We start from the raw sequence: 22,909 nt of genomic DNA, 5'->3' as shown, positions 1-22,909 counted from the left end.
CGTTTTATTTGTTTGACCGTAGGGAGTTGTAAAACGCCCGGCTCAAAATAGGTTTTATAGGTTCCCAGGGGGCTAGCTTTTTTGCTTACTTTTTTTGCAATGAAAAAAAGTAAGGCAGGTTTGGGGCGCCGCCCCAAGAGTAAAAGCTCGGGGTGCTGGCTTTTTGCAAAGGCCGCCCGCACAGGGTGCGGCCTGCAAGGTGCGGCCCGCAGGGTCTTTTTTGCAATGAAAAAAAGTAAGGCGGGTTTGGGGTGCAACCCCATAAAAAACCCCGCGGGGCGCGGGGCTTTTTCATTATCAAACCAGGCTCAGCGTTTTTTGCACACGCCGGAGCCCGGCTCACACACACAATGCAACGTCAGCAGGGCGCGCGCGTTTTGCTCGTTTAGCAAAGGCACCGCCGGGTCCGCATAGTCAAACGCTACGCGGCAGGCGGTAGCATTACTTGCCGGATAACTGGCGCAAGCGTTTGCGCAAATCATCCCCAGGCAAAACAGAAACCCCCATTTTAATTTTTTCATAGCGTTTTTCCTCCTGCCGTTGCCGGGCGGCGTTCTTTTTAAGGGCCGTTTTTTCTGCCCGATAGGCCCCCGCACAAAAGCACGCCGCGCCAAACAATATAAGCCCCAGGGCTCCCGCCAAAAACAGGCTCATAGGGCCTTCTTGGCTTCAAAGCCGAACTTCGTCAGCCAGCTAATCAGCTTGACGGCCACGGTGCGGATTTTTTCCACCACCGCAATAGCACGCGCACTATCGCACCATTTCACGATAATTTCCGCCGCGCCGATTAAGCACGCCCACAGGGCCAGTACGCTGTCCCAATTGGTTTTTAACCATACCACTGCTTCTTTGATGTGTTCCATACACTCCTCCTTTTCCCGCGGCCTTACCGGGCCGAACGGGTTAAAATAAATCCTTTAATGGTTTTTACGTCGTCAAGGATAATATCCACCTTAACGCCGGTTTCCGTCATTTTGCGTTCGTGTTCGGCTACCGTGCGCTCCAACTTATCCACCCGCGGCGGCAGGCCGTAAATGGTAAAACACCAAAAAGCCGCCGCGCCAATCACTCCCGCCAGCCACATCCAACCTTTTACTTTGTCCGGGTTCATAGGCCCTCCTCGGTTTTGGGTTTAACCTGTCCCCGCGCCGCCGTTCCTATGCCAACGGCACCAATTTTGTTTTTTTCTCGGGCGTATTTAAGCATTTGTCGCTCCTTTTAATGGGAAAAAATGGCACGTTGCGGGCCCGGTTCCGGCCACTTGCACCTCATCCCCCGCTTGAACAAAAACCGCCGCATGATTGTTTGCGGAAAACCGCATTCCTATATCCACCCCGCCGAAAGTTATATAATCTACCCCGCTGGTGCAAAACGCAACAAACAATCCGGCCGTGGGCGCCGTATACGGGCAAGCCACCGCAACCCCGGCCGAATAATCCGGCACGCCCCAAGCCATACTTTTATTGATAAAAGATTGCGCCGGGGTGGCATTGGAGAGGTCCGCATTGGCTTTGTCAGCCAGCGCGGCGGTAAATTCTGCGGCTTGTGCCGTACTAGCTGGCACTGCCGCATTGAAAGCGCAGACCCACGGATAAAGAGTAGTGTGTGCAGGTTGTACCGTGTCAGATGCCCCATAGATAGCGTTTGATTTAGAAGCGTCAAACATAACGTGCGAACCATTACCATTTCCGCTTGTCCCTGCCGGATTAAAAGGAGCTGTTTTATTAACTGAAAAAGCACCGCTCCAATTCCTATTCATATCAACATACGGGTCAATACTACCAGTAATATTCGGCAACCCAGCACCTTTTTGAGTAATGCCTTCTGTGCTATTTGCCATTTTGATATAGTTGGCCAGTTTGGGAAGGCGCAACGAGCCGGACACCTCGTCCGCCACATAATACGGGCACTCCCCATAAGTAGTAATGGCAGCGTCATATTCGGCCTTGGTCTTGCACAGTTCAGGGTGGCTTTTTACCCACGTGTAAAAATCGGGGTACAACGCGACGGCGTTGGTGTAGTATTCGCCCGTCCAAAGCGGCAAACAGCCGGGATTATCCGTTGCCAAATTAGACTGGCTGAGTACCACCTGCCCGATAGAAAGGCCACGGAAATTTTGTGCGCTTTGGGCGGCCTCTTGCGCGTATTTTTTGGCCGAATATACATTCCCCTCTACGGGGCCGTCTGTTTTGCTGGCCCAGTTTTGCGCCTGCTCGGCGGCCGTTGCGCTCTGCGCGGCTAAAGTTTGCACCTGGGCGGCTTGAGTGCTTACGCTTTGCGCGCTGGCGGCCACATCCGCCTGTGCGGCCGCCGTTTGCTCCTGCGCCGCCGCGCATACTTGTTGGGCGGAAACGCACTGACGGCGGGATTCGTCACACGCCGCTTGCGCGCTTTCGCTAGCGGTTTGAGCCTGCAACGCGGCATTTTTGGCACTTTCAATTTGGGGTTGAAATTGCGCCACCTGCGCTTTAGCATCTACCGCCAACCGGGCAGACTCCTGCGCCGTTTGCGCGCAAAGGGCCGCATTATCGGCCGCCTGTTGGGCCGATTGCTCTGCTTGCCCGCACGCGGAAAGGGCGCTTGCCTGCACATCCGTCAACTGTGTGATATACGCGGCGGCATCCGTTTCGTTCCCCTGGGTTTGCACCGGGAATTTAAGCGCCCGGGAAAGCCCTTCCGCCAATTCCTGCGCCCGCAACACATTGGCATCTAACGCATCTTCCAACCCCTGCGCGTCCAACGCGGTCTGGCGCTTGAGGTCTGTTTCCTGCGTAAGCGGCGTTTGGCGCTCCAGCACCAAGTATTCCCCCGCCTGCAACGGCAACTCCAGGCTGTCCTCTACGGGGTAAGTGACTTCCTTTTCCGTTTCGTCCACCGTAAAACCGGCCGTCTTTTCCACCGCCCGGCCCCGCGCGTCCACCCGCCACAAGCGGATATGCTCCGCCCGGATAAACGGAAACGGTATTTCCCACACGCGCCGCACGCCGTCACCCGGATAAATTTGTTTTGTTTTTAAGTTGGCAACCGTCATAAAAACTCCTTACATAAAATAAAATTCCTTCATTTTTTTAAGCATTTGGGCCTGCGCGGCCGGGGTTAAATCCTGCGAGAAAAGCGCATATTGGAAATCTTCCGCTTCCTGCTGGTCCAGGCCGTTTTTGCGGCATAAGCGTTGCGCCGCCCCGCACACAAGCCGCTGGGCCGCCTGCTCCGCCCCGCCGGCATTTTGCGCCTGCCTGCGCGCCAACAACAAATAATCCCGCCCGCTGATTTGCCCCGCCTCAAACGCCCGGGCTATTTTTTTAGACTCAAGCGGAGCCCGGGCCGCCTGACGGTACAACGCATTAAATACGTCTGCCCGGCTTTGGGTCTGTTCCGCCCCCAGGGCCGCCTGCGCCGCGCGGGAAAACGTGTCCGCTTCCTGCGGGGCCGTTTGCGCCAAGGAAAATAACGCGCCGCGGGCGGATTTTTCGTCCCCGCCGGACACCGCTTTTATTAACGTATCCAACTGCCCGGCTTGAGCGCGTGCCACCGCCGCTTTTTGCTTTTGCACCACCCCTTGCCACGCGCTTTGCGCTTGTTGGCGCACCACCTCGGGCAAGTGTTGGGTAAATTCTGCCACCCGCTTTTGGGCCTCTTGCGCTTGCCAGGCAGACGGATTTTCCCCGGCCTCAAGGGCGTTTTTATACAAGGTTTGCGCCGCCTTATCCGCCGCTTGAACCGTCAACCGCTTTAACGCGCCTTGCCGCGCCGCTTGCGGCCACGCACTCCCAAACGCTTGCAACATAGCCGCCGCCTGCGGTTCTTCCCCCTGCATGAGCGCGGCGGAAACATTGGCCTGCTGGGCCTGCAAACAGACGGCCGCGCGGCGCTCCGGCGGCATGCTTTGGGTGCGCTCCGCCAGTAATGCCTTTAACTCCTGCGGCTCCTGCACCAAAGCCGCCAGGGCCACGGTGGCGTTTTCTTGAACGGCCTGCTCGTCCTGCCGCGCCTTTTGCCGGGCAGACTCCTGCGCGCTTTGCACCGCCCGGGAGAGGGTGTCTGCTTCGCGCGAGGGTTTCTTTTGGGTGACGCTTAAACCGCCGTTTGGCACCAACGCACGCAAAAATTTATCCGCAAAATTATCCACGGCGCCGGGCAAATTCCTTAACGTATCACTCCATTGGGCGAGCCGGGCATATTGGTTTTGCGCAAAATTTTCCGCCGCCGGGCGGGCTACATTTCCCTGCGCTACGGCAGGCACCGCCGGGGCGGTTTGTTTTTGATAAACGGGAACTTTCATAAAAAAAACCTCCTTTAGCCGAACAGGCCAATCATCTTTTGCATAAACTGCCGGGCAAACGTGCCGGACGAACGCCGCGCCGCCGAGCGGTATTGGGCCGCTTCCTCCTGCAAGTTTTGCGTTCCCAACAGGGCGGCCAAATTATTTTCGTACAACGCATCCGCCGTGTTTTGTTTAGCGGTTTGGCCGTCCACCAAATAATTCCAACGGCTGTTTTGCAACATTTGCTGTAAAGTGTACGAATTACCGCTCCCATTTGCGGCCCACGCGCTTTTTTGCGCCGCCCGCGTTTGGTTGTACTCCTCACCCAAGCGGTTGTACTCCTGCGCGCCGGAACGGAATATATACTCCGCCCGGCGGGAAGAGGCCGCCTGCGTTAAGGCCGCCTGTTTATCGGCCGCCTGCGCCAACGCCCGGTAATAGCGGCGTTCGCTCTTGTTTTTTCCCGCCACGTCGGCGGCGGACGACACCACTTGCGCGCCCAAATTTACTGCTCCACCCATAATTCCTCCATGTACCGTACCAAAAGTCCGCCCCGTTCAACCGGGCCGGCTTTAACCGCGCCCCCAACCACCGTGCAAAACGCACAGCCGCCGGATAGCGGGCGTCAATATAGTTGTAAATCTGCGGATATAACCGTAAAAAACACGGTATAAGCACCCGCGCGGCCTTGCAAAAACCCAGCGGGAATTTTTCCACCCCGCGCACGGTTAAAAGCCACACACAAGCGCGGGCGGACGGCGGGCCGTCCGGCACCAGGCCCCACAAACCAACGGCCTTTCCGCGCGCCGCCACCACCCCGCACACCGTGCTGTACCGGGCGAAATGCTCTAGTAGCGCCCCGTCTGCCCGGCCGTGCGTGCGCACCAGTTCCGCTTTATCCGCCGGGCGCAAATTTTGGGCCACTGTATAAAAATCCGCTTTACAAGCCGGGCGCAAACTAATATCATTTGTTATAGGAAGTGATGGCATATTAAAAAATACCTCGCTTTTATTTTCAGATAAGGAGTTTTTACATGGCATTCGTAATTTTAGCACTACTGGTGCTGTTAGTAGCCGCCGTCACTTACGGCGTGTTCTTCTTGATTTTTAAGTTGATTTGGGTCATTGCGGGTAAAAGCCGCAACAAATGGCCTTTACTGCTGGCCGGAGCCGCCACGGTGTTGTTGTTCCTAGCGGCCATAGCCAGTATTTGGATGGGTGTAAACACCTATGTTAAACCGCTGATGGGTTTAGCCAACAAAGTGCAAAACAACACGCAAATTGTATCCGGCAATCACCCGTATAAAGATGCCAAATACGGCTTTACCATGAACCTGTTTGGCGGAACGGAAGTTTCCGATTGGGCCGGAAAAGACAGCGGATTTTTGTTGGGGATTGATACCAACGCAGGGCCCATGGGCAAAGCGTTGAAAGCCGCAAACAGAGCCGACGAAGGGCCTTTTTCCGTCTTTGGGGTTGTTTCTTGGAAAGCCAAAGAAGCCCCGCAGGAAGAAATTGACGAGCTGTTGGAAACCTTGCAAATCAACCAAAGCGCCCAGTTTAAGCTGACCCACGGGCCGGAATTGGTGGCGGAAAACACCGTCTATTTAGCGGGTATCGGCACCAGCAACACGGGCAGAAGCGCCCCGGTTTATATGACGGTTGCCAGCCAGCAGGGCCGCAACTTTTTGGTGGTCGGCATGGCGTTCGGCCCGGAAGCGTATGCACAACAATTACAGCAGGAAGTGCGCAGTTTCCGCCTGCCCGGTGTGCCCCCGGCCCCGGTGGAAATACCGTACATCTTGCCCCTGGAATTAGGCCAAAGCCTTTCTCCCGCACACTAAAAAAAGTTTTTACCCGGGCCTTTGCCAAACGCAAAGGCCCGTTTTTATTTATACTACTTCCACCGTTAAATCCAGCACCGTCACCGGCAGCGGCTCCGCCTGCTTGAACACCACCGCCGGGCGCAGGTTATGCACCCCGGCCAATACTTTGTGGCACACGCACGTTTGCAATCCGGGCGCCTGATTGTACGCCGTTTGCGGGGTATAAACCAGCTCATCCAACCTGCCGCCTTCCACCCCCACACATCCGCCGCGGCTATCCAGTACGCTTACGCTAATTCCGTTCAAACGGTGCTTTCTGTCGCGCGGGGTGCCGTCCGCCAAGGGCGGCTGAATGGGCAGGCTCCCCAGTACGGCCTCATACGCAAGCCCCACCAGTACCCGCCCCGCGGGAGCCGGCAAAGTAATGGCCCCGCTCCGCACCGTAAACGGCCCGGCCGGGTTTCCGTCCGCCAACGCATACACCGTTTGCCCTTCCAAATGCGTAAGCCCGGTAATTTGCGCGGCGGGCTCCGCAAAGTTAAACGCTATTGCACTATCCAAAAACAACTGTTGGGACGGCGCCTTACTGGCCAGGCGCTTATTCATGCGCTCTATGCACATCCCGTTGGCGCGGCGTACGCAAAGCCACAGTTCATCATAGCCCGGGGCAGGCACCGTACACACGCCGCACACCGTGCCCGGCGTAGTGTGGCGCGCCCAGGCGCATAAATCTTGTTGCGGCTGATAAGTAAGCGTTAAAAGGCCGCCGTCGCTCATCACACACCAGAGCAGTTCGTCGGGCTCCTGTTGCAAGGCCAGTTCGCGGATTTCCCGGTTGAAAAACAAATGCCGGGCCAAAAGGGTCAAATCGGCCCCCAAATAGGCGGCGCAGGTATAATCGTACACCAAATCCCGCAGTACGCCGCCGCGCGCCTGCACAAAAAGCACGCGCCCGCCCGCCGCCAATGCCGGCACCCGGCTTGCGCCCCGCTCGCCCTGTTGGCGGGCCCGCACGGTATAAGCGGTGAATGCGCCGTCCGCCTCCACCGTCCACTCCCCGCCGGACGTAAACACAAACAGTTTGCCGCCGCTTGCCACCACGGAGCGGATAGATTGCAAACTTTTGGCACTTAAATTCAGGCCGAACGAATCCGACGCCTGCAACGTGCGTTGGTGGCCGAAATCTTGGTATTGCCCGATTTTGGAAAACCACAACGCTTGCGGCTCCGTGGCGGTGCAGGCCAGACCCAGGCGGTCTTGGTAAAAAAACACGCACGCCGGGAACCCCGCCACCGGGCTGAAACTGCCGGGCGCCCAACGCAAACTCCAGTCGCCCGAGGCCACCGCTTGCACGATTTCCACTTCCATTTTGCGCGGCCCCAAATAATTTTTTAAGCGCACAATCCCTTCCTGTACAAACGCATCACTCCAAAGTTCGTACCCCATTTCGCCCGTCACATTTTCCCCGCGCAGGCGGATTAAATACATTTGGGAAGTTTCTTCCAACGTGCCGTAATCGCTCAGGTTTGCCGCCCCGCTTTCGCGCGCGAAACGCTTTAATACTTGCCAGGTGGTGCCGCCGTCGCCGGATTTTTCCAACACGGCGTTTCCCGTCCAGTTTCCGGCGGTTTTTAACCGCCAATCCCCGCCGCTTTTAAGCGTTTGGGAAACGCCGTCATACCCCACGGATCCCGCCACATACTGGCCTTCCATTTCGTGCGTCAGGCTGATAATTCCCCCGGCCTGGGCGGGGCGGAAATAGTCAAAATCACTTTCCAAAATTTGTTTTTTACTGCCCGAATCCGGCACGGTGCCGGCATTGGTACCGCCGGAAAGGGTATAAACGGCCACTTCGCGGGGAGATTCCACCGGGTCTTCGTGGTAGCGGAGTTTTAATTCCATTCCGTTGGCATCCCCCCCGGTGGCCGCTGGGGAAGTCACCGTCACTACGCCGTTTTTATATTCCGCCGCAAACCCCTGCGCGCCGAAAGTTTGGTTGAATTTATTAACCATAGCCGCTATATTACAGCCGAAGTTTTCGTCCAAATAAAACCATTGGCCGTTAAAATCCGCCATGAGCGCATATTGCGGGTACACAAGCGGCTGAAACGTGACCCCGGCTTTTACCCCCGCTACGGTAATTTCTCCCCCCTCTTGCGTCAGGCGCATACATTGGGAAGCGTTTGTATTGACGGTGCGGAACGGGCCGTACTGGGGCATAAATTCTTCCCAGGTAAACGTGCCGTCTTTCGCCCGTACAAAGCGTTGCGGCGCATACGCCGGATGTACCAAATACAACACTTGGTTATACTGCACATAATTGACGTGCGCCACCTCGTGCGCCGGATAAGGGGTGGCCCACTCGGTAGGTTGCGCGTTTTCCCCCAATACCGGCCCGGCGGACGTGTGCAAACGCACATATTTATCCCCCAGTTCCAGCACATAGGCTTCTTCATCCCCGCAAATAAACGGAATGAGCCGTATGTCTTTACCAGCATATTTTGCCTGAGCCACCAGCCAAGTGCCGGGCCGGTTAGACGCGCCCCCCTGCGCGTGTAAAATAAAATTTTGGGCCGTTTTCAGCCAGCGCGAAAAACTGCCCGCTTCCGCACGCGCCGCCGTGTGGGGGCTTACTTCCCCACCGGAAAACGACGGTTGCAAATGATGATACACCATTAACGCACCTCCAAAAACGCGCTTTCTTCCCGGCGGCCGGGCAAGGATAGCTCCTCGCACATATTACTGCGGCGGGCTTCGTCCAAACTGGCCGCATAGCGGTTGAACAACAGTTTGGCCAAGGCGTTATCCCCCGTCAAAGCCAAGGCCAAATCCGAGGCTAACGCCAACGCAAACGCTTTTACAAAGGCGGGGTCCAGTTGGGTTTCGTCCTTTACATGGCGGGTATATTCCGCCACCGCCTGCGGGGCCGTGGTTTCCACCGCGCGTTGGTTTAAGCGGCGGCGGAATACTTCCCGAAACGGATATTTTTTGCCCGGATACGCGGGGTCCGTAATTTGGCGCACAAAAAGCGCCTCCACCGGGTATTGGTACAAATAGGGATAAGGCGCGGCAGACGGGTCTTCCAAGCGAATAAGCGGCTCTTGAACGGTGGCAAACGCCCAATTATGGGTGCGCAGCACTTCCGCTTTGACCGGCTCATAAAACAAATTTAAGCGGCGGGCGCGTTCGTCTTCCTGCGTTAAAGAGCTGATTGGCTCCTGCCCCAAATGCGCCAAGGCCAAATTACAAATATCAATTTTTGAAACCATAATTTTCCTCCGATTTTAATTTATATTAAATTTTAATTATTTTTATTTTTTGCACATTATTTGCAATACAAAACAAATTTATAAAAACGCAAATTTGATGTTAATTTTGCAAAACAAATTTATTTTCAGCATTTCTTAATTTTGTACACGATTTTAATTTATATTATTATTTAAGTATTTTTATTTTTACATATATTTTTGAAAGATATTTTTTATTAAAAACAGCACGCTTTACGCAAAAGCATTTTTATATCTAATTTTATAAATGCTTATTATTTAAGTATTTATAAAATAGCATTAATATTTGTAGATACAATAAAACCCAAACAAAAACCAACTTCTATAAAATTTTTTAATAAAAAGAGGATAGATTGTTTCCCTCAGACCACGCTATCTTACGCTCCTGTACGCCACCGCCAAAATTATTTTTTGCTTTTAGCAAGACTTGCCACCCCGTTTTTACCTGTTTTAGGCTACTGTTAAACTTAAAATGAGCTATTTTCCATTAAAATACCCCAGTTTTTAGCAAAAATGGCCCAATTTGGCGTTTTTATGCGGTTTATCTCATCTATATATACCCAAACGCTTTTACGCTCCGCCAACTTTATAAAAAACAACTGTTTTTTTCTGGCGGTTGCTTTTAGACCCGCGCCGCCCCCAAAAGCGGCGCGGGCCCTTTTTTTTACAGGTCCACCATATCCGTCAAAAAGGCGGATACTTGCCCGGCCGTAGCCGTGCCCGCTACGGTATAGTTCATACGCAAGTAGCGCAAGGTGCCGGCAGGCATAGCCAACTTCATCAGTACGGCGTTTTTTTTCAAATCCGCCGCCGGAGCGCTTACTTGCGCCAAGGTTTTTACCCCGCCGGAAAAATCGGCCCGGTCGCACGTTTGCAACGTGGCGGTTAATTGGGTGGCCCCGGCAAAGGTTTCGGCTACGCGCACCACGGCATATAACCCGGTGCGGGCATCCCCGGCCGCGCCCTGGTCCACCGTATGGGTGGAAGCGGCACTGGCCGTAAGGGGCTGTTTTTCTGAAAATACTGCATGGTTATCTAACAACATAAAACCTCCTATTTCACCAAACTTTCGTTATCCGTAATGGCATCACATACATGCACGGGGATTTCGTTAAACGTCATAAGCGGGCGGGACGTAATTTGGTCCGGCGTGTACTGTACGTTCGTGCGGTTGCTGGTTAGTTTTCTCAACGCGGCTTTTACGGTGCGGTTCATATACCAAACCGGCTTGCCCAGCGCCAAACTTTGTATGCGTTCTTCCAGTTCGCACATTTTGTCAATCAGGTCGGCGGCGGGATTTGTCACATCAATATTGCACAAGCGGCCCGCATAGCGCCAATCTTGCACGGCCAGGCCCAGTTTCCATTCAAAATACTCTTTGTAGGCGGGGTATTCGTTGCCGTCGGCGTCAATATGGTTGACTAACCCGTGGTCCACGCGCTGTATGCCCGCGCGGCTACCTTTGGGGAAGAAGGTAAAAATCTTATCCGTATCCCATACCACTAAATAGATGGACGAATTTTTCCCCTCTGTTTCGCTACCGCCGTCAATCACGTTGCGGGCACTTTCCGCGCCGGAAAGCTCGCTGTACCGTGCGGCAAGCCCGGTGAAGCGTTCCGGGTGTTCCCCGGCGTTGCCGTAAATCAAGTTGGCCGCCATGGAGTTGGACATCCCGGCAATAATCGCCTTGGATTGCCCCTCGCGCACGGCCTGCACATTGCCGCCCTTTTCGGCCACCAGTTTATCCACCACGCTGTATGCGGACAGCGTGCCGTAAGTTTCCACCACCACTTTGGTAGTGGCTTTGGCAGGCTCAATGCCCTGATAGGCGCGGCGCCAAGTTCCTTCCGGGATTCCGGTGCGTACGGCGTATTCGTGGCCGGAATCCAAACTGGATTCACGCACCAGGGCATCCCCGATAATCTCGTTGGATTTGCTTAATACTTCCGCAATAGCCAGTTCCTGGCCGGACGGGTCAAACTGTTTGGCATAATCTACCAAACCGTAATTTTTGTCTGCAATAATTGCCATATACTCTCCTTGTGTTAATTAGCACCGTACAATGCTTGGGCGAAGGTTTTATCCGTCTGGGCCGCCGCGGGGCCGCCCGTGCTGGCATCTTCGCCGGTGGCACGTCCGATAGCATAAAATGTTTTTACAATCACCGGGTGATTGCCCAGCCCGGTTTCTTTTAGCAGGGTTTGTAATTCTTCCCCGCCGTAAGTGCGCGCCGCCCGCACCGCCACCGCCAAATGCTCCTCATACTGCGGGCCGAGGACGGCTTTGGTTTTATCCGCCCAGCGTTGCAACATTTCCTGCCGGGTTTGTTCCTGCGTTTCTTCCTGCCGGGCCATTTGCTGGGTGTTCCAATCCACCAATTTTTGGGCCATTTCGGGCGGCAGTTTCATTTCTTGCGCGGCCCCCAAAAAGGTTTCCCGGGCGGCGCTTTGCGTGCCCTCGGGCCATTTTAATTGGGTGTAATCCAAGGGGGCCGGGCTTTGCGTTTGCGCCGGAGCGGTGGGCGTCAAATCCCTTTGTTCGGGCGGTGTATCCGTAAGCGTTTCAGACATCTTCTTCCTCCTTTGGGGCGGGAATATTTTGCTCGCTTTCGCGGCGCAGCCCCATATAAGCGGCGGGGTCGGCCCGCCATAATTCTTCCTGCAACCACACAGCTATACTCTGTTGGCCGCAAAAATACGCCGTGGCATACGGGTCCCGCGGCACAAAGCCGTTTTCCCCCGCCCGGGCCATGCGCAAAACACGCCACAATGTTCTGCGCCCGGCGGCAGTTTTTAATACTGCCCGCAAATCCCGGTCGTTCTGTTCTTGGGTATTTATCATAAAATCCGCCCGGCAAAACGCCTGCGCCGTCCGCCGGTGGTTGCCCGCGCGGCCCGCTCGGTAATTTAAGGCGCGGCCGGGGGCTGTTTGGTTTTTTTGACAGGTAGCAAATGCCCGGGCGGCGCAGGCGCCGCAAGCACTTGTCCGCGGGGGGCCGTTCGGTAATTTAAGACGCGCCCCCACACACGGTTTTTCTTTTCTTTTTGGAAGGTTTATTCGCCTGCGGCGGTGTCTACTTCGGCAGATACTTCCGCGCGGCTTTTTAATACGCCGGGAGGAACCCCCAACATGGTAAGCCCTTGCTCCAGGGCGTTTTCAAAATCCACCCGGTTTAACACGTCCGGGCGGACTGCCGCCAAGCGGGAGGCAAACTCAATCCCTTGCGTTAAGGCGGCAAGCCCGGTGGCTTTTTGGGCCTGTGCAATCAGGCTGATATAACTGACCCCGACCGATAACCCCTGCAACGCCTGCGGAGCCGGGGGCAATACGCCGCGCCGGGTTAAAATGGCGTAGGAGCGCTCCACCAACGGGTCTAACAGCTCGTTTTTAAGCCGTTCCAACACGGGGCCCAACACCAACATTTTTTCCTGGTGTCTTTCCGCCACCTCGGCCGCCGTCATATTGGCAAAATTTTGCGTACTGAGCATTAAAAAAACGTCTGCAAAAAATTGGGCTTTTATGGTAGCTTTCACTTTTTCTATACTGCTTTCCAGGGCGGATAAATCCACATTTACCTGGTACGCGGGCTTTACGGCGCCGTCCGCCGCGCCGCTATACCGGGTCAGCCCGCCCGGCAGCAAATTTACTTCCCCCTGCACGCCGCTGGAAACCATCATGGGCGGGTTGGTAATTTTATCCAAGGCCACCAGTTTATTTTTTTGCATTTTTTGGAGCATTTTTACATCCCCCAAACATTTCCACCCGGGGCCTTTGCCGTACACATCATTAGCGGTTTTTACTTCCCAACGCGCCGCTATGACGGGGAATTCCCAATATCCGCCTTTTTTTAATACCTCACCCTGCGGGGTAAAATAAACGGATAAATACGGCATTTTGGCAGCATTTTTATAGCGCACGTCACACGCCGGATTGGGCAAAATCAAATGCCGCACGCGCTGCCAAGAGGTGTCTTTACCGTCTTGCACGGCGCGGAGCAACTGCGGGGGTAAATTTTCCAGGCCGAATTTAGCCGCCATTTGGTTGGGCGTTAAAAAGAACTCCCGCCCAAAGCGGTCTATGCGGCCGTTTTCGTCACAGCCCAGCACATATTCCCCGGCGGTAAACAAGCGGGCGCGCAACAGCTCCTTGCCGTCTTCTTCCAGTAGCATAGCCGCCGTGCCGAAAACGGCAATTTCCTGATAAAACCCGTGCAAGGCCGCATAAATATTAGAGCCCGCAAATGCTTCTTCCAAGCGTTCTTTAACGCTATGGGTCCATTCGCGCGCGCCGGGCACTTCCCGCGCGGCGGCCGGGGTAATTTCCAGCGCGAACCAACTGCGTGACGGGCTCGTCAAGCCGGAAATCATCCCGGCGGAAAGCACCTCCACCGCCAGGAGCGGGTCGGAATCAATCAAGGTGCGGTGGTCTATTTTTTGGCCGCGGTTGGAAAAATTTTCCTCAAAAAAACCGCGGGTAGGGGCCAAGTAAGCGCCCAGCTCTTTCCAAGCGCTCCGCCAAGAGGCGGCTTGGCGGGCCAAGTCGTCATAGATACGGCAGTAATTTTGTTTGTGTTTGTTCATAACTCACCTGAATAATTAAAAAGAAAAGCTCCACAACGGGCGGGAAATTTACTACTATAAATAGAACGGAGGAAATAAATATGGCAGGACTTGTAATTGTGATTGTTTTTGTAGTGATGATTGGATTTCCGGGGTTTTATATTATTACACGCAAGATGTTCCCCCGGAGCAGTAAAGCCAAATCCGCATGGCTTTGTGGCTTTTTGACGGCCGCACTGGCGGGGCTTTTGGTATACTTATTAACCACCGCGCCGACGGTATAAACTGCATTTATCCGGCTTGAGCCCGGCCTAACCCAAAATGAGCCACTTACAGCTATGAGGTATAAACTGCATTTATCCGGCCGGAGGCCCGGCCGGAAGCAATTTTTATAAAGTGAAGTTCAAAAGAAAATTTTGTAAGAATGGTACGGCAGATTACTACTATAAACAGATTATACAAAATATAATCATTTTTGTCAAGTATTTTTTTATAACCCCGGCGTATTCCCGGGGTTATTTTTTATCTTCTATACGGCTTTGCCTGGTTTACCGTCACGGATAAATCAAAGCCGAACATATCCGTATATTTGGGGTTTTTGGAGTGCAATACCAACCGGGCGTTGGAATTTTTGCGTACGGCGTCTTCCATGCCGTCATTCGGGCGCACATAATTAAACAGCGGGGTCACGTCGGCTTTTAAGTCGGGCAAGTCCAACTGGATAATATACGCATTTTTATTATCCCCCATCAGCTTAGGCAAAGAGCGGTAATAGGATTTATCCACATGGGCACCGCCGGCATACACCACAAAAACGGCGTCGGGATATTCTTTACGCAACTGGCGCATACGCCGCACAAAGTACATATTGCGGCGGGCGGCGCCGTCCGTCGTGGCGGAAAATTCCTTGCTTAATACGGATAAGTCTTCCAATGAATCAATAAAATCAAAATTTTCCAACCCGGCCACGCCCATTTTTAAGTCGGAAGCCTCCTTGAACACCTCTATACCGTATAAATACGATAATCCGGCCACAGGAAATTCACACCCCGGCGGCATCAAAAAAGTATCCGGCAGAAATTCCGTTAATAAAAGAATGGGTTTAGCAGGGTTTTGTTTGCGCACGGCCCGGAGTATGGAACGCACTTCCCGCTGAACAAAAGGCTGTTCGTGTACTTCGCCGATATAAACCGTCTTGGTTCCGGCGGGGATATAGCGGGTGTAGTCTATTTCTGTAAAAATCAAGTCATCTTCTACTTGCGCCAGCATTTTATCCGCATTGGCCTTAAAATAATCTAAGCGCCCGCGCCAAACAATTTTTTCCAACGTATTGATGTTATTTTGCCGGGCGACAAAGTATTTTTCCATCGGCGTAATTTTCTTTTTCAGCGGTACGGTGGCATCTTCAAAATACATGTGGGTTTGCACCAATTTTTTATCCGCCCCGGTAAACAGCCCGTCTGCGCTAAACTTATACGCGGGCCGACGGCTGCGCAGTGGCACGGCTTCGTCCACCACCAAGGGGCGGCCTTGCAGTTGCTTAAAGCGTTGCAGTTGGGCGGCACGCGCTTTGTGGGCCGCCGTTTTGGCCGCGCGGGCGTGCTTAAAATTCCGCAGATTGACTATTTTTGCCCGTTGGGCTTTAACCGTTTGGCGGGCCGCCTGCATGGCGCGTTTAGGCAAGGCCTGGGCGCAAACCTCGGCCGGGAAGTATAAAACCAACAGTAAAACAGCCAGTATATATTTCATTTTTTTATCCTATTCGTGTAAGTGAACCAGCACATCCGCCCCCAACAAACGGCGGTAGCGCTTGTTTTTTAAGACGGCCACAGTTTTAGCGGTGGGGTCTTGTAAAAAAGCGGGAGTAAACAAATCTTCAAAGGCCGGGGTCATGGTGTCTTTCCACCACAAATTAAACTGCACCACCTGGGAAGGGATGTCTTTTAACATCAGGGGCACATTATCCGCATATTTATACGAAGAATGGCTCCAGCCGACGTAAACAAAAAAGACGGCCTGCGGGTCTTTTTGCACATACTGGCGGATTTTTTCCGCCCAGGCCCGGTTGCGGATTTCGTGCCCGACTAAAGAAACAGAGCCCTGCATAAAGGTTTTATCCTTTATGCCAAATTCTTTTGCCAAAAATTCCAACCCGCGCATGGGCTCCAATCCGCGCACCCGCACCCCTTGTTTGGCCAGTTTTTTTAATAGCGGCAACTGCTCCGGCACCACGGTTTTACCCCGCAAATACAAATTGCGGTAAAAGCCCATGGGGGCTTCGTTGGGGTATTCCGCTTCCATAAATTCCGTCAGCAAATAGACTCTTTTATGGGGGTGTTTTTGGCGGTATTGTTCTATGGCGCGGGATACTTCCTCGCGGATAGACGGCCTATAATGCACTTCCCCCAAAAAAATTAACCGGGCGTTGGAATCCAACAATTTAGAATAATCAATGTTTTTCACCGTGGGAGTAATGGCCAGTTGGGCCTTAATTTGGGCGCGGTTTTTATTGTAGGCTTCAATTTGGCCGCGGAGCATGGATTTAGAAAGCGCTATACGGCTGGAATTGCGTTGCGCCAAAGAACGGTAAATCGCTTTATCCAGCCCGAAACCGTCTAACGATTTATCTATGGCCTCGTTTAACAATTTTTTATCTGCGTATACCTGTTTTTGCCGGGCGACCACCTGGCGGGCCATTTCCAGCGGTGTGCGGGGGCCTTTTTGAGCTTGTTGCGCCGCGGTTTTACTGACGGATTTTGTCCACATTTTGGCCGCACCGGGCAAAGGCTGGGCGCCTGCCGCCGTGCCTACTGCCAAACTGCATAAAACAAACAAAATCCGTTTTAGCTTCATATTAAATAATTTACCCTTTTTACACTTTGCTGACAAGGGAAAAAGGGCCCACGCGCCGCGGCGTTTGGGCCCAGAAAATGCCTGGGCCTATAATACCCCGTACTCATACCGGGCGAACTCCGCCGCAAATGCGCCGCGGCGCACCGGGAAGGCAAACGTCAGCGCCAGGGCATCCCCCAAATCCGGCGAGCGGCCGGTGCGCTCCTTAATTTTTTCTTTAGGCTCCAATCTTAACCGCCCGGCCACGTCAAAATCATACACCGGGGCACACAAATCGGCCCGCAGTTCTCCCCCGGGAGGCAAGGCCCCTCCGGCTTTGAGCCAGGCGGCCATTTCGCCCCACATTTCGGCCCGCTTATTGGCATATTGCCCGGCCTTTACCGGGGCGGAGCCGAACGGCACTTCCGTCACGCAAAAACCCAGTTGGCGCACGCGGTCAATCACTCCGCCGCCACAGCCCGCGTCTATAAATACCGCGTCCGGGCGGAAGTGTTGCATTTCCACCGCCACGCGGGTGGCCAGCGCCATATTATCCAGTTTTTTGAATACGCGCGGGGCATACGCCTGCAACCCTTGGCGGCAGAAAATAACGCTGCGGTCATCCCCAAAGCGGGCGGGGTCCACCCCCATTACGCGCGGGGCTCCGGCCACTTCCGCCGCGCCGTAATGCCGCTGAAAAGCCGCGCTGACTACGTCTACCGGGATTAACACATTATCACAAGAAGCGGCAAAATCACACAGATATTCCTGCCTGAACACATTGGCCGGAGTGGCTTGGCGGATACGCTCCAACTCGTCGGGCGCAATTACGCCCGTGGTATCGGCCGGATACACGCCGCACCACCACAAATCCGGCTGTTGGCGCGCGGCTTTTTGGGCGTAAGTGAACAAATCATAAAACGCATTTTGCCCTTTGGGGGTGCCGGTAAACAGAGTCCACCCGCCGCGGGAAAGGAGCATGGGGCGGATAATTTCGTCAAATACGCCGGGTTTAATTTGGGCGTATTCGTCCAACGCCACGCCGTCGGCATACGTTCCGCGCAAGGCGTCGGGGTTATCGGCCCCGGCCACCCAAATTTTGGCTCCCGTCGGCAGTGTAATGCAAAGTTCGGCCTCGTTTATTTTCACCCCCGGAATAGGGGCCGAATAACGCTTGAAGTAATCCCAGGCAATCATTTTAGCCTGTTTGAGTAGCGGCGCCACATAAAAATAGCGCGGGGCCGGGCGGGTGTTGATAAGCGCGCTTTTTAACAAATGGTTGACCGCGCAAACGGTTTTGCCCATTTGGCGGTGCGTGACCAGCACGCAAAAGCGGTGCGTTTCCAACTGCGGGTGGATGAGCGTTTGCGGGTAGCGCGGCTGATAGGGAATGACCGCCGTTTGAACGGCATTTTTTATTTTTCCGGGCACGGTTCCCCCCACCGCACCACCAGCGGCTTTTGCACACAATGGGCGTCGTCCTTGCCGTCTTTCCACCCCAATAAATTTTTGGCGGTCAGCACGGCAAAAGAGGACGAATAATTCCCCCGCAAACTGTTTTGGATAAGAATGTTGCTTTGCAAATCGCGCGCTTTGGCGGCGGCCTGTGCAAAGGCCGGGTGTGCATTTTCCCACTTAACCAAGGTGGCTTTGGTGGTGCCCAACACTTTGGCAAAAGCCTCAAAGGTGGGCAGTTCGCACACCGTTTCTACCAGAGAAACAGAGCCGTCTTTTTTAAGCACTTCCGTCACCTTAAAAGGCGGCACATCAAAAAAGGCAAGCAGTTGCGCGGCAAAATCTTCCGCATACGGCAAGGCTTTTTCGCGCGGTTTTTTTAGTGTTTTAGTTGAATGTTGAACCATGGAAACCCCCATCGGGAGCCCGAAAAGCCCCCCGGTGCGCCCGGCGGGCGCGTGTGGAATTTCCAAAAAGAAAAGAAAAAAATTACAAACACTTGCGCATTTGTAATTTGTAAATATATTATATCAAATAAATTTTGTTTTGTCAAATTTATTTTTTGCAGATACGCGGGCGGCGCGGCAGGTTTTGTAAGCAGGCACGCGGGCGGTGCGGCAAGTTTTATAAGCAGGCACGCGGGCGGCGCGGCAAGTTTTGTAAGCAGGCACGCGGGCGGTGCGGCAAGTTTTGTAAAATTGTTCCACCTCGCGCCGCAAATACAGCCGCGGGAGCCGCTCACACAGGGCGGGCGGCGTTTCCGCCCAAGCGCCGCCCCAAAAGCGGGCCCGGCGGCTTTCGCCCGGAGCGCCCCGCAAAAAGCGCGCGTTTTCCCGCGCAAAAAAACGGTTATACACCCGGATAAGCGCCCGCAACAACGGTTTTTTATCCGGCGCGAACAGCCGCCCGCGGTGTGCCCAAACCGGGCTTTCCAACCGGGCCGCGTGGGCAAAAATTAAATTTTCCAGCGTTAATTTATCCATATTTTTTGGTGTGTACTGACGGAAATAAACTATAATATACAAATGAAAAAAACTTTCTCTATCAATATTTACGGCCTGATTTTTGCCATTATGATTGTGGTGGCCGCACTGACTTATTTTCTGCCCGCCGGGCAATATAACACCGTTCAAAAAGACGGCCGCACCTATACGGTTGCCGGTTCCTACCACCGGGTAGACTCCGCCCCGCAAGGCATTGGGGCCGTGCTGACCGCCCCCGCCAAAGCCTTTGGCGATTGCGCCGACATTATTGTATTTATCTTTATTACCGGGGCCATTTTTACCATTATTGAACGCACCGGAACCGTCAACGCCGTTATTTTGGGCACCAGTTATTTGTTTTCCAAACAGGAGCTGCTCAAAAAGTTTTTTATACCCTCCAGTATGATTTTATTTTCGCTGGGCGGCGCCGTGTTTGGCATGGAGGAAGAAACGCTTATTTTTATCCCCCTCTTTATCCCGCTGGCGCTGTCTTTGGGGTATGATACGGTGGTAGGGGTCAGTATTCCGTTCCTGGGTGCGTGGGTGGGGTTTGACTCCGCCTTTATGAACCCGTTTACGGTGGGGATTTCTCAAGGGATTGCCCAACTGCCGCTTTATTCCGGCATGGGGTACCGCTTTCTGGTGTGGGGCATTTGCACGGCTACGGTGATTGGCTTTGTCACTTGGTATGGCGAGCGCGTGCGCAAAAACCCTAAAAAAAGTATCACTTATGAAATAGACCTTGAAAAACGCAAAAATTTACAATTAAATGTATTGGAAAAACCCAAATTTACCGCCCGCCATATTTGGATTATACTTATTTTTGCCGCCGGTATGGGTGCCTTAGTAGCCGGAGTGGCGTTTTATCACTGGTATATTGTGGAAATTTCCGGCCTGTTTTTGGGCGTGGGGCTCGTCTGCGCGGTGGTGGGCAAATTGTCCCTCAACCAAACGACGGACGCTATTATAGACGGCGCGCGCAGTATGGTTAGCGTGTCTATTATGTTAGCGTTGGCGCGCGCCATTGTGGTTATTGCCACCGACGGCCGCATTTTGGATACCGTACTGTACGGCATTACCCAAGTGATTGGGCAAATGCACCCGCTGATGGCCGCCGAGGGAATGTTTGTGGCGCACTCGTTTATTAACTTTTTTGTGGCGTCCGGCTCCGGCCAGGCGGTGCTGACTATGCCGGTGATGATTCCACTGGCGGACATTATTGGTATCGCCCCGCAAACGGCCATTTTGGCCTACCAGTTTGGCGAAGGGTGGACCAACGCCATTATCCCCACCGCCCCGGTGACCATGGCCGCGATTGGCATGGCGGGCATACCGTGGCTGAAATGGGCCAAGTGGAACGTGCCGTTGCAAATTATACTGGCGGTGCTGTCTATCATTTTGCTGATACCGCCGTTTATTTTCGGTTGGCATTAAGCCGCCCGTTAAAAACAACATAAAAAGCACTTCCGGGCCTGCAAAAAGGCCAGTAAAGTTATGTAGCCGAGGAAGCCCGGGGTGCCCTTTTAAGTTGGGTCCGTCTTTACAAACTAACATAACTTTACTAACCAAACGCACTTATTATTTGTTATAATAGTTGTAGCTCCTGGCAGAGCCTACAACCGCGCCTTGCCGCGTAAACATACTTTTAGGCAAAGTACCGACCCGGGAGACGGGCCACCCGGTAAGGCAGGTTAGCAAATAAGTGCCACAACTCAACTTCTTTATTTTATTAAACCGGCGGCCACCGGTTTAATAATGCTAGTGTAGTAAATTTTGTTAGTATTTGTCAAGGGTTTTATACAAGGGCATTTTGCCATGTGTTTTTAGGAGGTTCCCATGAATAAATTTGAAAAACAATTAGAAAAATGGAACGGCGGCGTACTGCGCGGCGCGCAAGCAAAGTTAGCTAAAATATTAAAAGTTTCCACCGCCACCGTTGCCCTCTGGACCACCGGCAAACGCCACCCGTCCAAGGGATATGCCCAGCAAATGGCGGCGCTGTTCGGCTTGGATTTATACGGCGTCACCCGCTTGTTTGAAGATTCTTCCCGCGTGGCTTATCCGCTAGCGGCGGAAAGCACGCCCCACCACTGTTTGCGCGAAAGCGAAACGCCCTACACCGCCCGCCCTGTACTCAGCGCGCAAAGCAACAGCGCGGCCCTGCCGCTACTGGCACAACTGCCGCCGGACGGCGCACCCATTTTTGAGGACAGTGATGTACTGGAATGGTGGACGTTGCCGCGTTTGCGCACGCGGGGAGCGCAATTTATGCTCCAACTTTCCCCCCGCCTGATAGCCGCCGTAAAACCCTCTACCGAATGGGCCCCCGGGCAGGAGCAGTTAATCCGCACTCCGCTTGGGTTATTGGCGGCACGGGTGTTCCGGCAAGACGGACAAATTTGGTTGGATATAGAGGGGCAAAAACGCCCCGCAGACCCATTAGAGCAGGCAAAAGGGGTTATTGTGTTTAAGGTACTGCTCGGGGAATAAAATAAATAGGATTTACCCCTTGATTTTAGCCATTCTTCCATTATACTCTTAGTATAACCTAATGGCAGTGCGTAGTATTTGACAGAAAAAGCAGGCGGTTTTCAGCTATGCCGTATGATGTATGGCGAGAGCCGCGGCAACTATTTGAAGTTTGTTCCGCGTGAAACCGGTTTTACGGTGCGCGCGGAGGGGATTTCAACATAGAAAAAGAAAGTTCTTTTAAGTTTCGGCGGCGTGGTGGTCTTGCGTTGGTGCCGGTTATCCGTTGCACAAGCCCCGGGCCGGCCTTTTGAGGAAGGCTGGAGAACCCCGGAGAGATGGGACGGGGCATCAAACAGGGGGCTACGACCGTTGGCTTAAATCCTTTCAACTGGCGAATATGGGCACAATTTGGCCTTTAGGAAAGAGAAAACCATGGAATGCCTGGCTAGATAACCCCTCGCGTTTTTCATCGCGCGAGGGGCCTTTTTTGGTGTTTTAAGGCGGTTGAAGCTGTTTTATGCTGTTTTAAGCCTTTTTATAAGCCTAGTTATGCCGTTTTAAGGGGAATAGACTTTAGGAGTGGATTAGTTGTTAGCGGGGCGTGGGCAGTGCCCACGGGTGCCGTTATTACAACACACTAAAATCGGAGTATCAATCCCGCAAAAGTCCGCACATAATTCTTCCCCGGCTTGGTTGTTTCCTACGCAAGTGACGTTATCACTCTGATAATAGCGTTCCAACTGATATACATATTTCAATGTATTGGACATTGCATCATAGTCACGCACAGCACCTACTCCATCACTATACAGGCGTATCCGGACCCCATTTCCACCTCTACCGGTCCGCGGGTCCCCTTTGGTGTAATATTCCCTCCCCGTGGCTCCCTTGGGAGCAACATCTAACTCCTCAAAATCTCTCGCATAGCGGTTGGTTTGCATAAGTTGGAGGCGTTGGGCTTTAACAACGCTGTCCATGAGTGTAATGGCTTCCGTCATGCGGGAGCGCTCCACCGCCTTACCATACTCAGGCAGTGCCACAGCAGCTAAAATGCCGATAATCAGTACCACGACTAATAATTCAATCAGCGTGAAGCCGCCTAAACGGCTTATATTTGCGTTTTTCATGTAAAACCTCTTTTTTTGTTTTGCTTATAACAAAATTTATCAAAAAAAAGAAACCCAAACAACCCCTATTAAATAACGGCAGGCAAAGCCCCCATATTTTAAGG

25 protein-coding genes are annotated in these 22,909 nt (G+C 53.3%); 5 read left to right on the top strand and 20 right to left on the bottom strand.

Going from position 1 to position 22,909, the window contains the following annotated elements; genetic code table 11:
• The 7 genes from ACQY18_RS03035 to ACQY18_RS03005 all read right to left on the bottom strand — a co-directional run.
• On the bottom strand, window positions 1-257 hold a 257-nt coding region (locus ACQY18_RS03035), incomplete at its 3' end, for a hypothetical protein (protein ID WP_428038804.1).
• A 51-nt stretch (window positions 258-308) separates the two neighbouring features.
• Window positions 309-521: a hypothetical protein gene (locus ACQY18_RS03030; protein ID WP_428038803.1), complete on the bottom strand. Its 213-nt coding sequence runs from the start codon at window positions 519-521 to the stop codon at window positions 309-311.
• A 129-nt stretch (window positions 522-650) separates the two neighbouring features.
• A complete protein-coding gene (locus tag ACQY18_RS03025) occupies window positions 651-863 on the bottom strand; it encodes a hypothetical protein (RefSeq protein ID WP_428038802.1) in 213 nt (70 codons plus the stop codon).
• A 23-nt stretch (window positions 864-886) separates the two neighbouring features.
• Window positions 887-1,111, bottom strand: coding sequence for a hypothetical protein (locus ACQY18_RS03020; protein WP_176777870.1), 225 nt, complete (start codon window positions 1,109-1,111; stop codon window positions 887-889).
• An 87-nt stretch (window positions 1,112-1,198) separates the two neighbouring features.
• A complete protein-coding gene (locus ACQY18_RS03015) occupies window positions 1,199-3,031 on the bottom strand; it encodes a hypothetical protein (protein WP_428038801.1) in 1,833 nt (610 codons plus the stop codon).
• Between the two features lie 9 nt (window positions 3,032-3,040).
• Complete coding sequence (locus ACQY18_RS03010) at window positions 3,041-4,282, bottom strand: hypothetical protein (protein WP_428038800.1); 1,242 nt, start codon at window positions 4,280-4,282, stop codon at window positions 3,041-3,043.
• A gap of 14 nt (window positions 4,283-4,296) precedes the next feature.
• Window positions 4,297-4,785 (bottom strand): hypothetical protein, encoded by a 489-nt coding sequence (locus tag ACQY18_RS03005; protein ID WP_428038799.1) that lies wholly within the window; start codon window positions 4,783-4,785, stop codon window positions 4,297-4,299.
• Window positions 4,786-4,952: 167 nt separating this feature from the next.
• Here ACQY18_RS03005 and ACQY18_RS03000 point away from each other — a divergent pair, with 167 nt between their 5' ends.
• Together ACQY18_RS03000 and ACQY18_RS02995 are read left to right on the top strand one after the other, a co-directional pair.
• Window positions 4,953-5,195, top strand: a complete 243-nt coding sequence (locus ACQY18_RS03000; protein ID WP_428038798.1) for a hypothetical protein — start codon at window positions 4,953-4,955, stop codon at window positions 5,193-5,195.
• Between the two features lie 103 nt (window positions 5,196-5,298).
• Window positions 5,299-6,108, top strand: coding sequence for a hypothetical protein (locus ACQY18_RS02995; protein ID WP_428038797.1), 810 nt, complete (start codon window positions 5,299-5,301; stop codon window positions 6,106-6,108).
• Between the two features lie 48 nt (window positions 6,109-6,156).
• On the opposite strand, the gene ACQY18_RS02990 is transcribed toward ACQY18_RS02995, so the two are convergent.
• The 7 genes from ACQY18_RS02990 to ACQY18_RS02960 all read right to left on the bottom strand — a co-directional run bounded on the left by ACQY18_RS02990 (window position 6,157) and on the right by ACQY18_RS02960 (window position 13,957).
• Window positions 6,157-8,766, bottom strand: coding sequence for a hypothetical protein (locus ACQY18_RS02990; protein WP_428038796.1), 2,610 nt, complete (start codon window positions 8,764-8,766; stop codon window positions 6,157-6,159).
• Window positions 8,766-9,359, bottom strand: coding sequence for a hypothetical protein (locus ACQY18_RS02985; protein ID WP_428038795.1), 594 nt, complete (start codon window positions 9,357-9,359; stop codon window positions 8,766-8,768). Before ACQY18_RS02985 ends, ACQY18_RS02990 begins: the two co-directional genes overlap by 1 nt.
• Window positions 9,360-10,041: 682 nt before the next feature.
• A complete protein-coding gene (locus ACQY18_RS02980; RefSeq protein ID WP_428038794.1) occupies window positions 10,042-10,422 on the bottom strand; it encodes a Bbp16 family capsid cement protein in 381 nt (126 codons plus the stop codon).
• 8 nt (window positions 10,423-10,430) lie between these two features.
• The gene (locus ACQY18_RS02975; protein WP_176777878.1) at window positions 10,431-11,408 is read right to left on the bottom strand and encodes a major capsid protein; all 978 of its coding nucleotides are present in this window, start codon (window positions 11,406-11,408) and stop codon (window positions 10,431-10,433) included.
• Window positions 11,409-11,422: 14 nt separating this feature from the next.
• The gene (locus ACQY18_RS02970; RefSeq protein ID WP_428038793.1) at window positions 11,423-11,947 is read right to left on the bottom strand and encodes a hypothetical protein; all 525 of its coding nucleotides are present in this window, start codon (window positions 11,945-11,947) and stop codon (window positions 11,423-11,425) included.
• Window positions 11,940-12,218: a hypothetical protein gene (locus ACQY18_RS02965; protein ID WP_176777880.1), complete on the bottom strand. Its 279-nt coding sequence runs from the start codon at window positions 12,216-12,218 to the stop codon at window positions 11,940-11,942. Before ACQY18_RS02965 ends, ACQY18_RS02970 begins: the two co-directional genes overlap by 8 nt.
• A 212-nt stretch (window positions 12,219-12,430) precedes the next feature.
• A complete protein-coding gene (locus tag ACQY18_RS02960; RefSeq protein WP_428038792.1) occupies window positions 12,431-13,957 on the bottom strand; it encodes a portal protein in 1,527 nt (508 codons plus the stop codon).
• 80 nt (window positions 13,958-14,037) lie between these two features.
• On the opposite strand from ACQY18_RS02960, the gene ACQY18_RS02955 reads away from it, so the two are divergent.
• Entirely contained in the window at window positions 14,038-14,220 is a 183-nt protein-coding gene (locus tag ACQY18_RS02955) for a hypothetical protein (RefSeq protein WP_176777882.1), read from the top strand.
• 238 nt (window positions 14,221-14,458) lie between these two features.
• Here ACQY18_RS02955 and ACQY18_RS02950 read toward each other — a convergent pair whose 3' ends face one another.
• The 5 genes from ACQY18_RS02950 to ACQY18_RS02930 form a co-directional block, all read right to left on the bottom strand.
• Window positions 14,459-15,685 (bottom strand): hypothetical protein, encoded by a 1,227-nt coding sequence (locus ACQY18_RS02950; RefSeq protein ID WP_428038791.1) that lies wholly within the window; start codon window positions 15,683-15,685, stop codon window positions 14,459-14,461.
• Between the two features lie 9 nt (window positions 15,686-15,694).
• Entirely contained in the window at window positions 15,695-16,789 is a 1,095-nt protein-coding gene (locus ACQY18_RS02945; RefSeq protein ID WP_428038790.1) for a hypothetical protein, read from the bottom strand.
• An 87-nt stretch (window positions 16,790-16,876) separates the two neighbouring features.
• Window positions 16,877-18,199: a terminase large subunit domain-containing protein gene (locus ACQY18_RS02940; RefSeq protein WP_428038789.1), complete on the bottom strand. Its 1,323-nt coding sequence runs from the start codon at window positions 18,197-18,199 to the stop codon at window positions 16,877-16,879.
• A complete protein-coding gene (locus ACQY18_RS02935) occupies window positions 18,184-18,630 on the bottom strand; it encodes a hypothetical protein (RefSeq protein WP_428038788.1) in 447 nt (148 codons plus the stop codon). The genes ACQY18_RS02940 and ACQY18_RS02935 overlap by 16 nt, the downstream gene beginning before the upstream one ends.
• Before the next feature lie 123 nt (window positions 18,631-18,753).
• A complete protein-coding gene (locus ACQY18_RS02930) occupies window positions 18,754-19,206 on the bottom strand; it encodes a hypothetical protein (protein ID WP_428038787.1) in 453 nt (150 codons plus the stop codon).
• Window positions 19,207-19,248: 42 nt separating this feature from the next.
• On the opposite strand from ACQY18_RS02930, the gene ACQY18_RS02925 reads away from it, so the two are divergent.
• Both ACQY18_RS02925 and ACQY18_RS02920 read left to right on the top strand, forming a co-directional pair.
• A complete protein-coding gene (locus ACQY18_RS02925; RefSeq protein ID WP_428038786.1) occupies window positions 19,249-20,640 on the top strand; it encodes a YfcC family protein in 1,392 nt (463 codons plus the stop codon).
• 402 nt (window positions 20,641-21,042) lie between these two features.
• Window positions 21,043-21,696: a helix-turn-helix transcriptional regulator gene (locus ACQY18_RS02920; protein ID WP_428038785.1), complete on the top strand. Its 654-nt coding sequence runs from the start codon at window positions 21,043-21,045 to the stop codon at window positions 21,694-21,696.
• A 566-nt stretch (window positions 21,697-22,262) separates the two neighbouring features.
• Here the strand turns inward: ACQY18_RS02920 and ACQY18_RS02915 are convergent.
• Entirely contained in the window at window positions 22,263-22,805 is a 543-nt protein-coding gene (locus tag ACQY18_RS02915; protein ID WP_428038784.1) for a type IV pilin protein, read from the bottom strand.
• Window positions 22,806-22,909 lie beyond the last annotated feature (104 nt).

Source organism: Candidatus Avelusimicrobium faecicola (assembly GCA_900540405.1).
Lineage (GTDB): Bacteria > Elusimicrobiota > Elusimicrobia > Elusimicrobiales > Elusimicrobiaceae > Avelusimicrobium > Avelusimicrobium faecicola.
The sequence above is the reverse complement of the archived record's forward strand: the minus strand, read 5'-3'. Positions and strand labels throughout refer to the sequence as shown.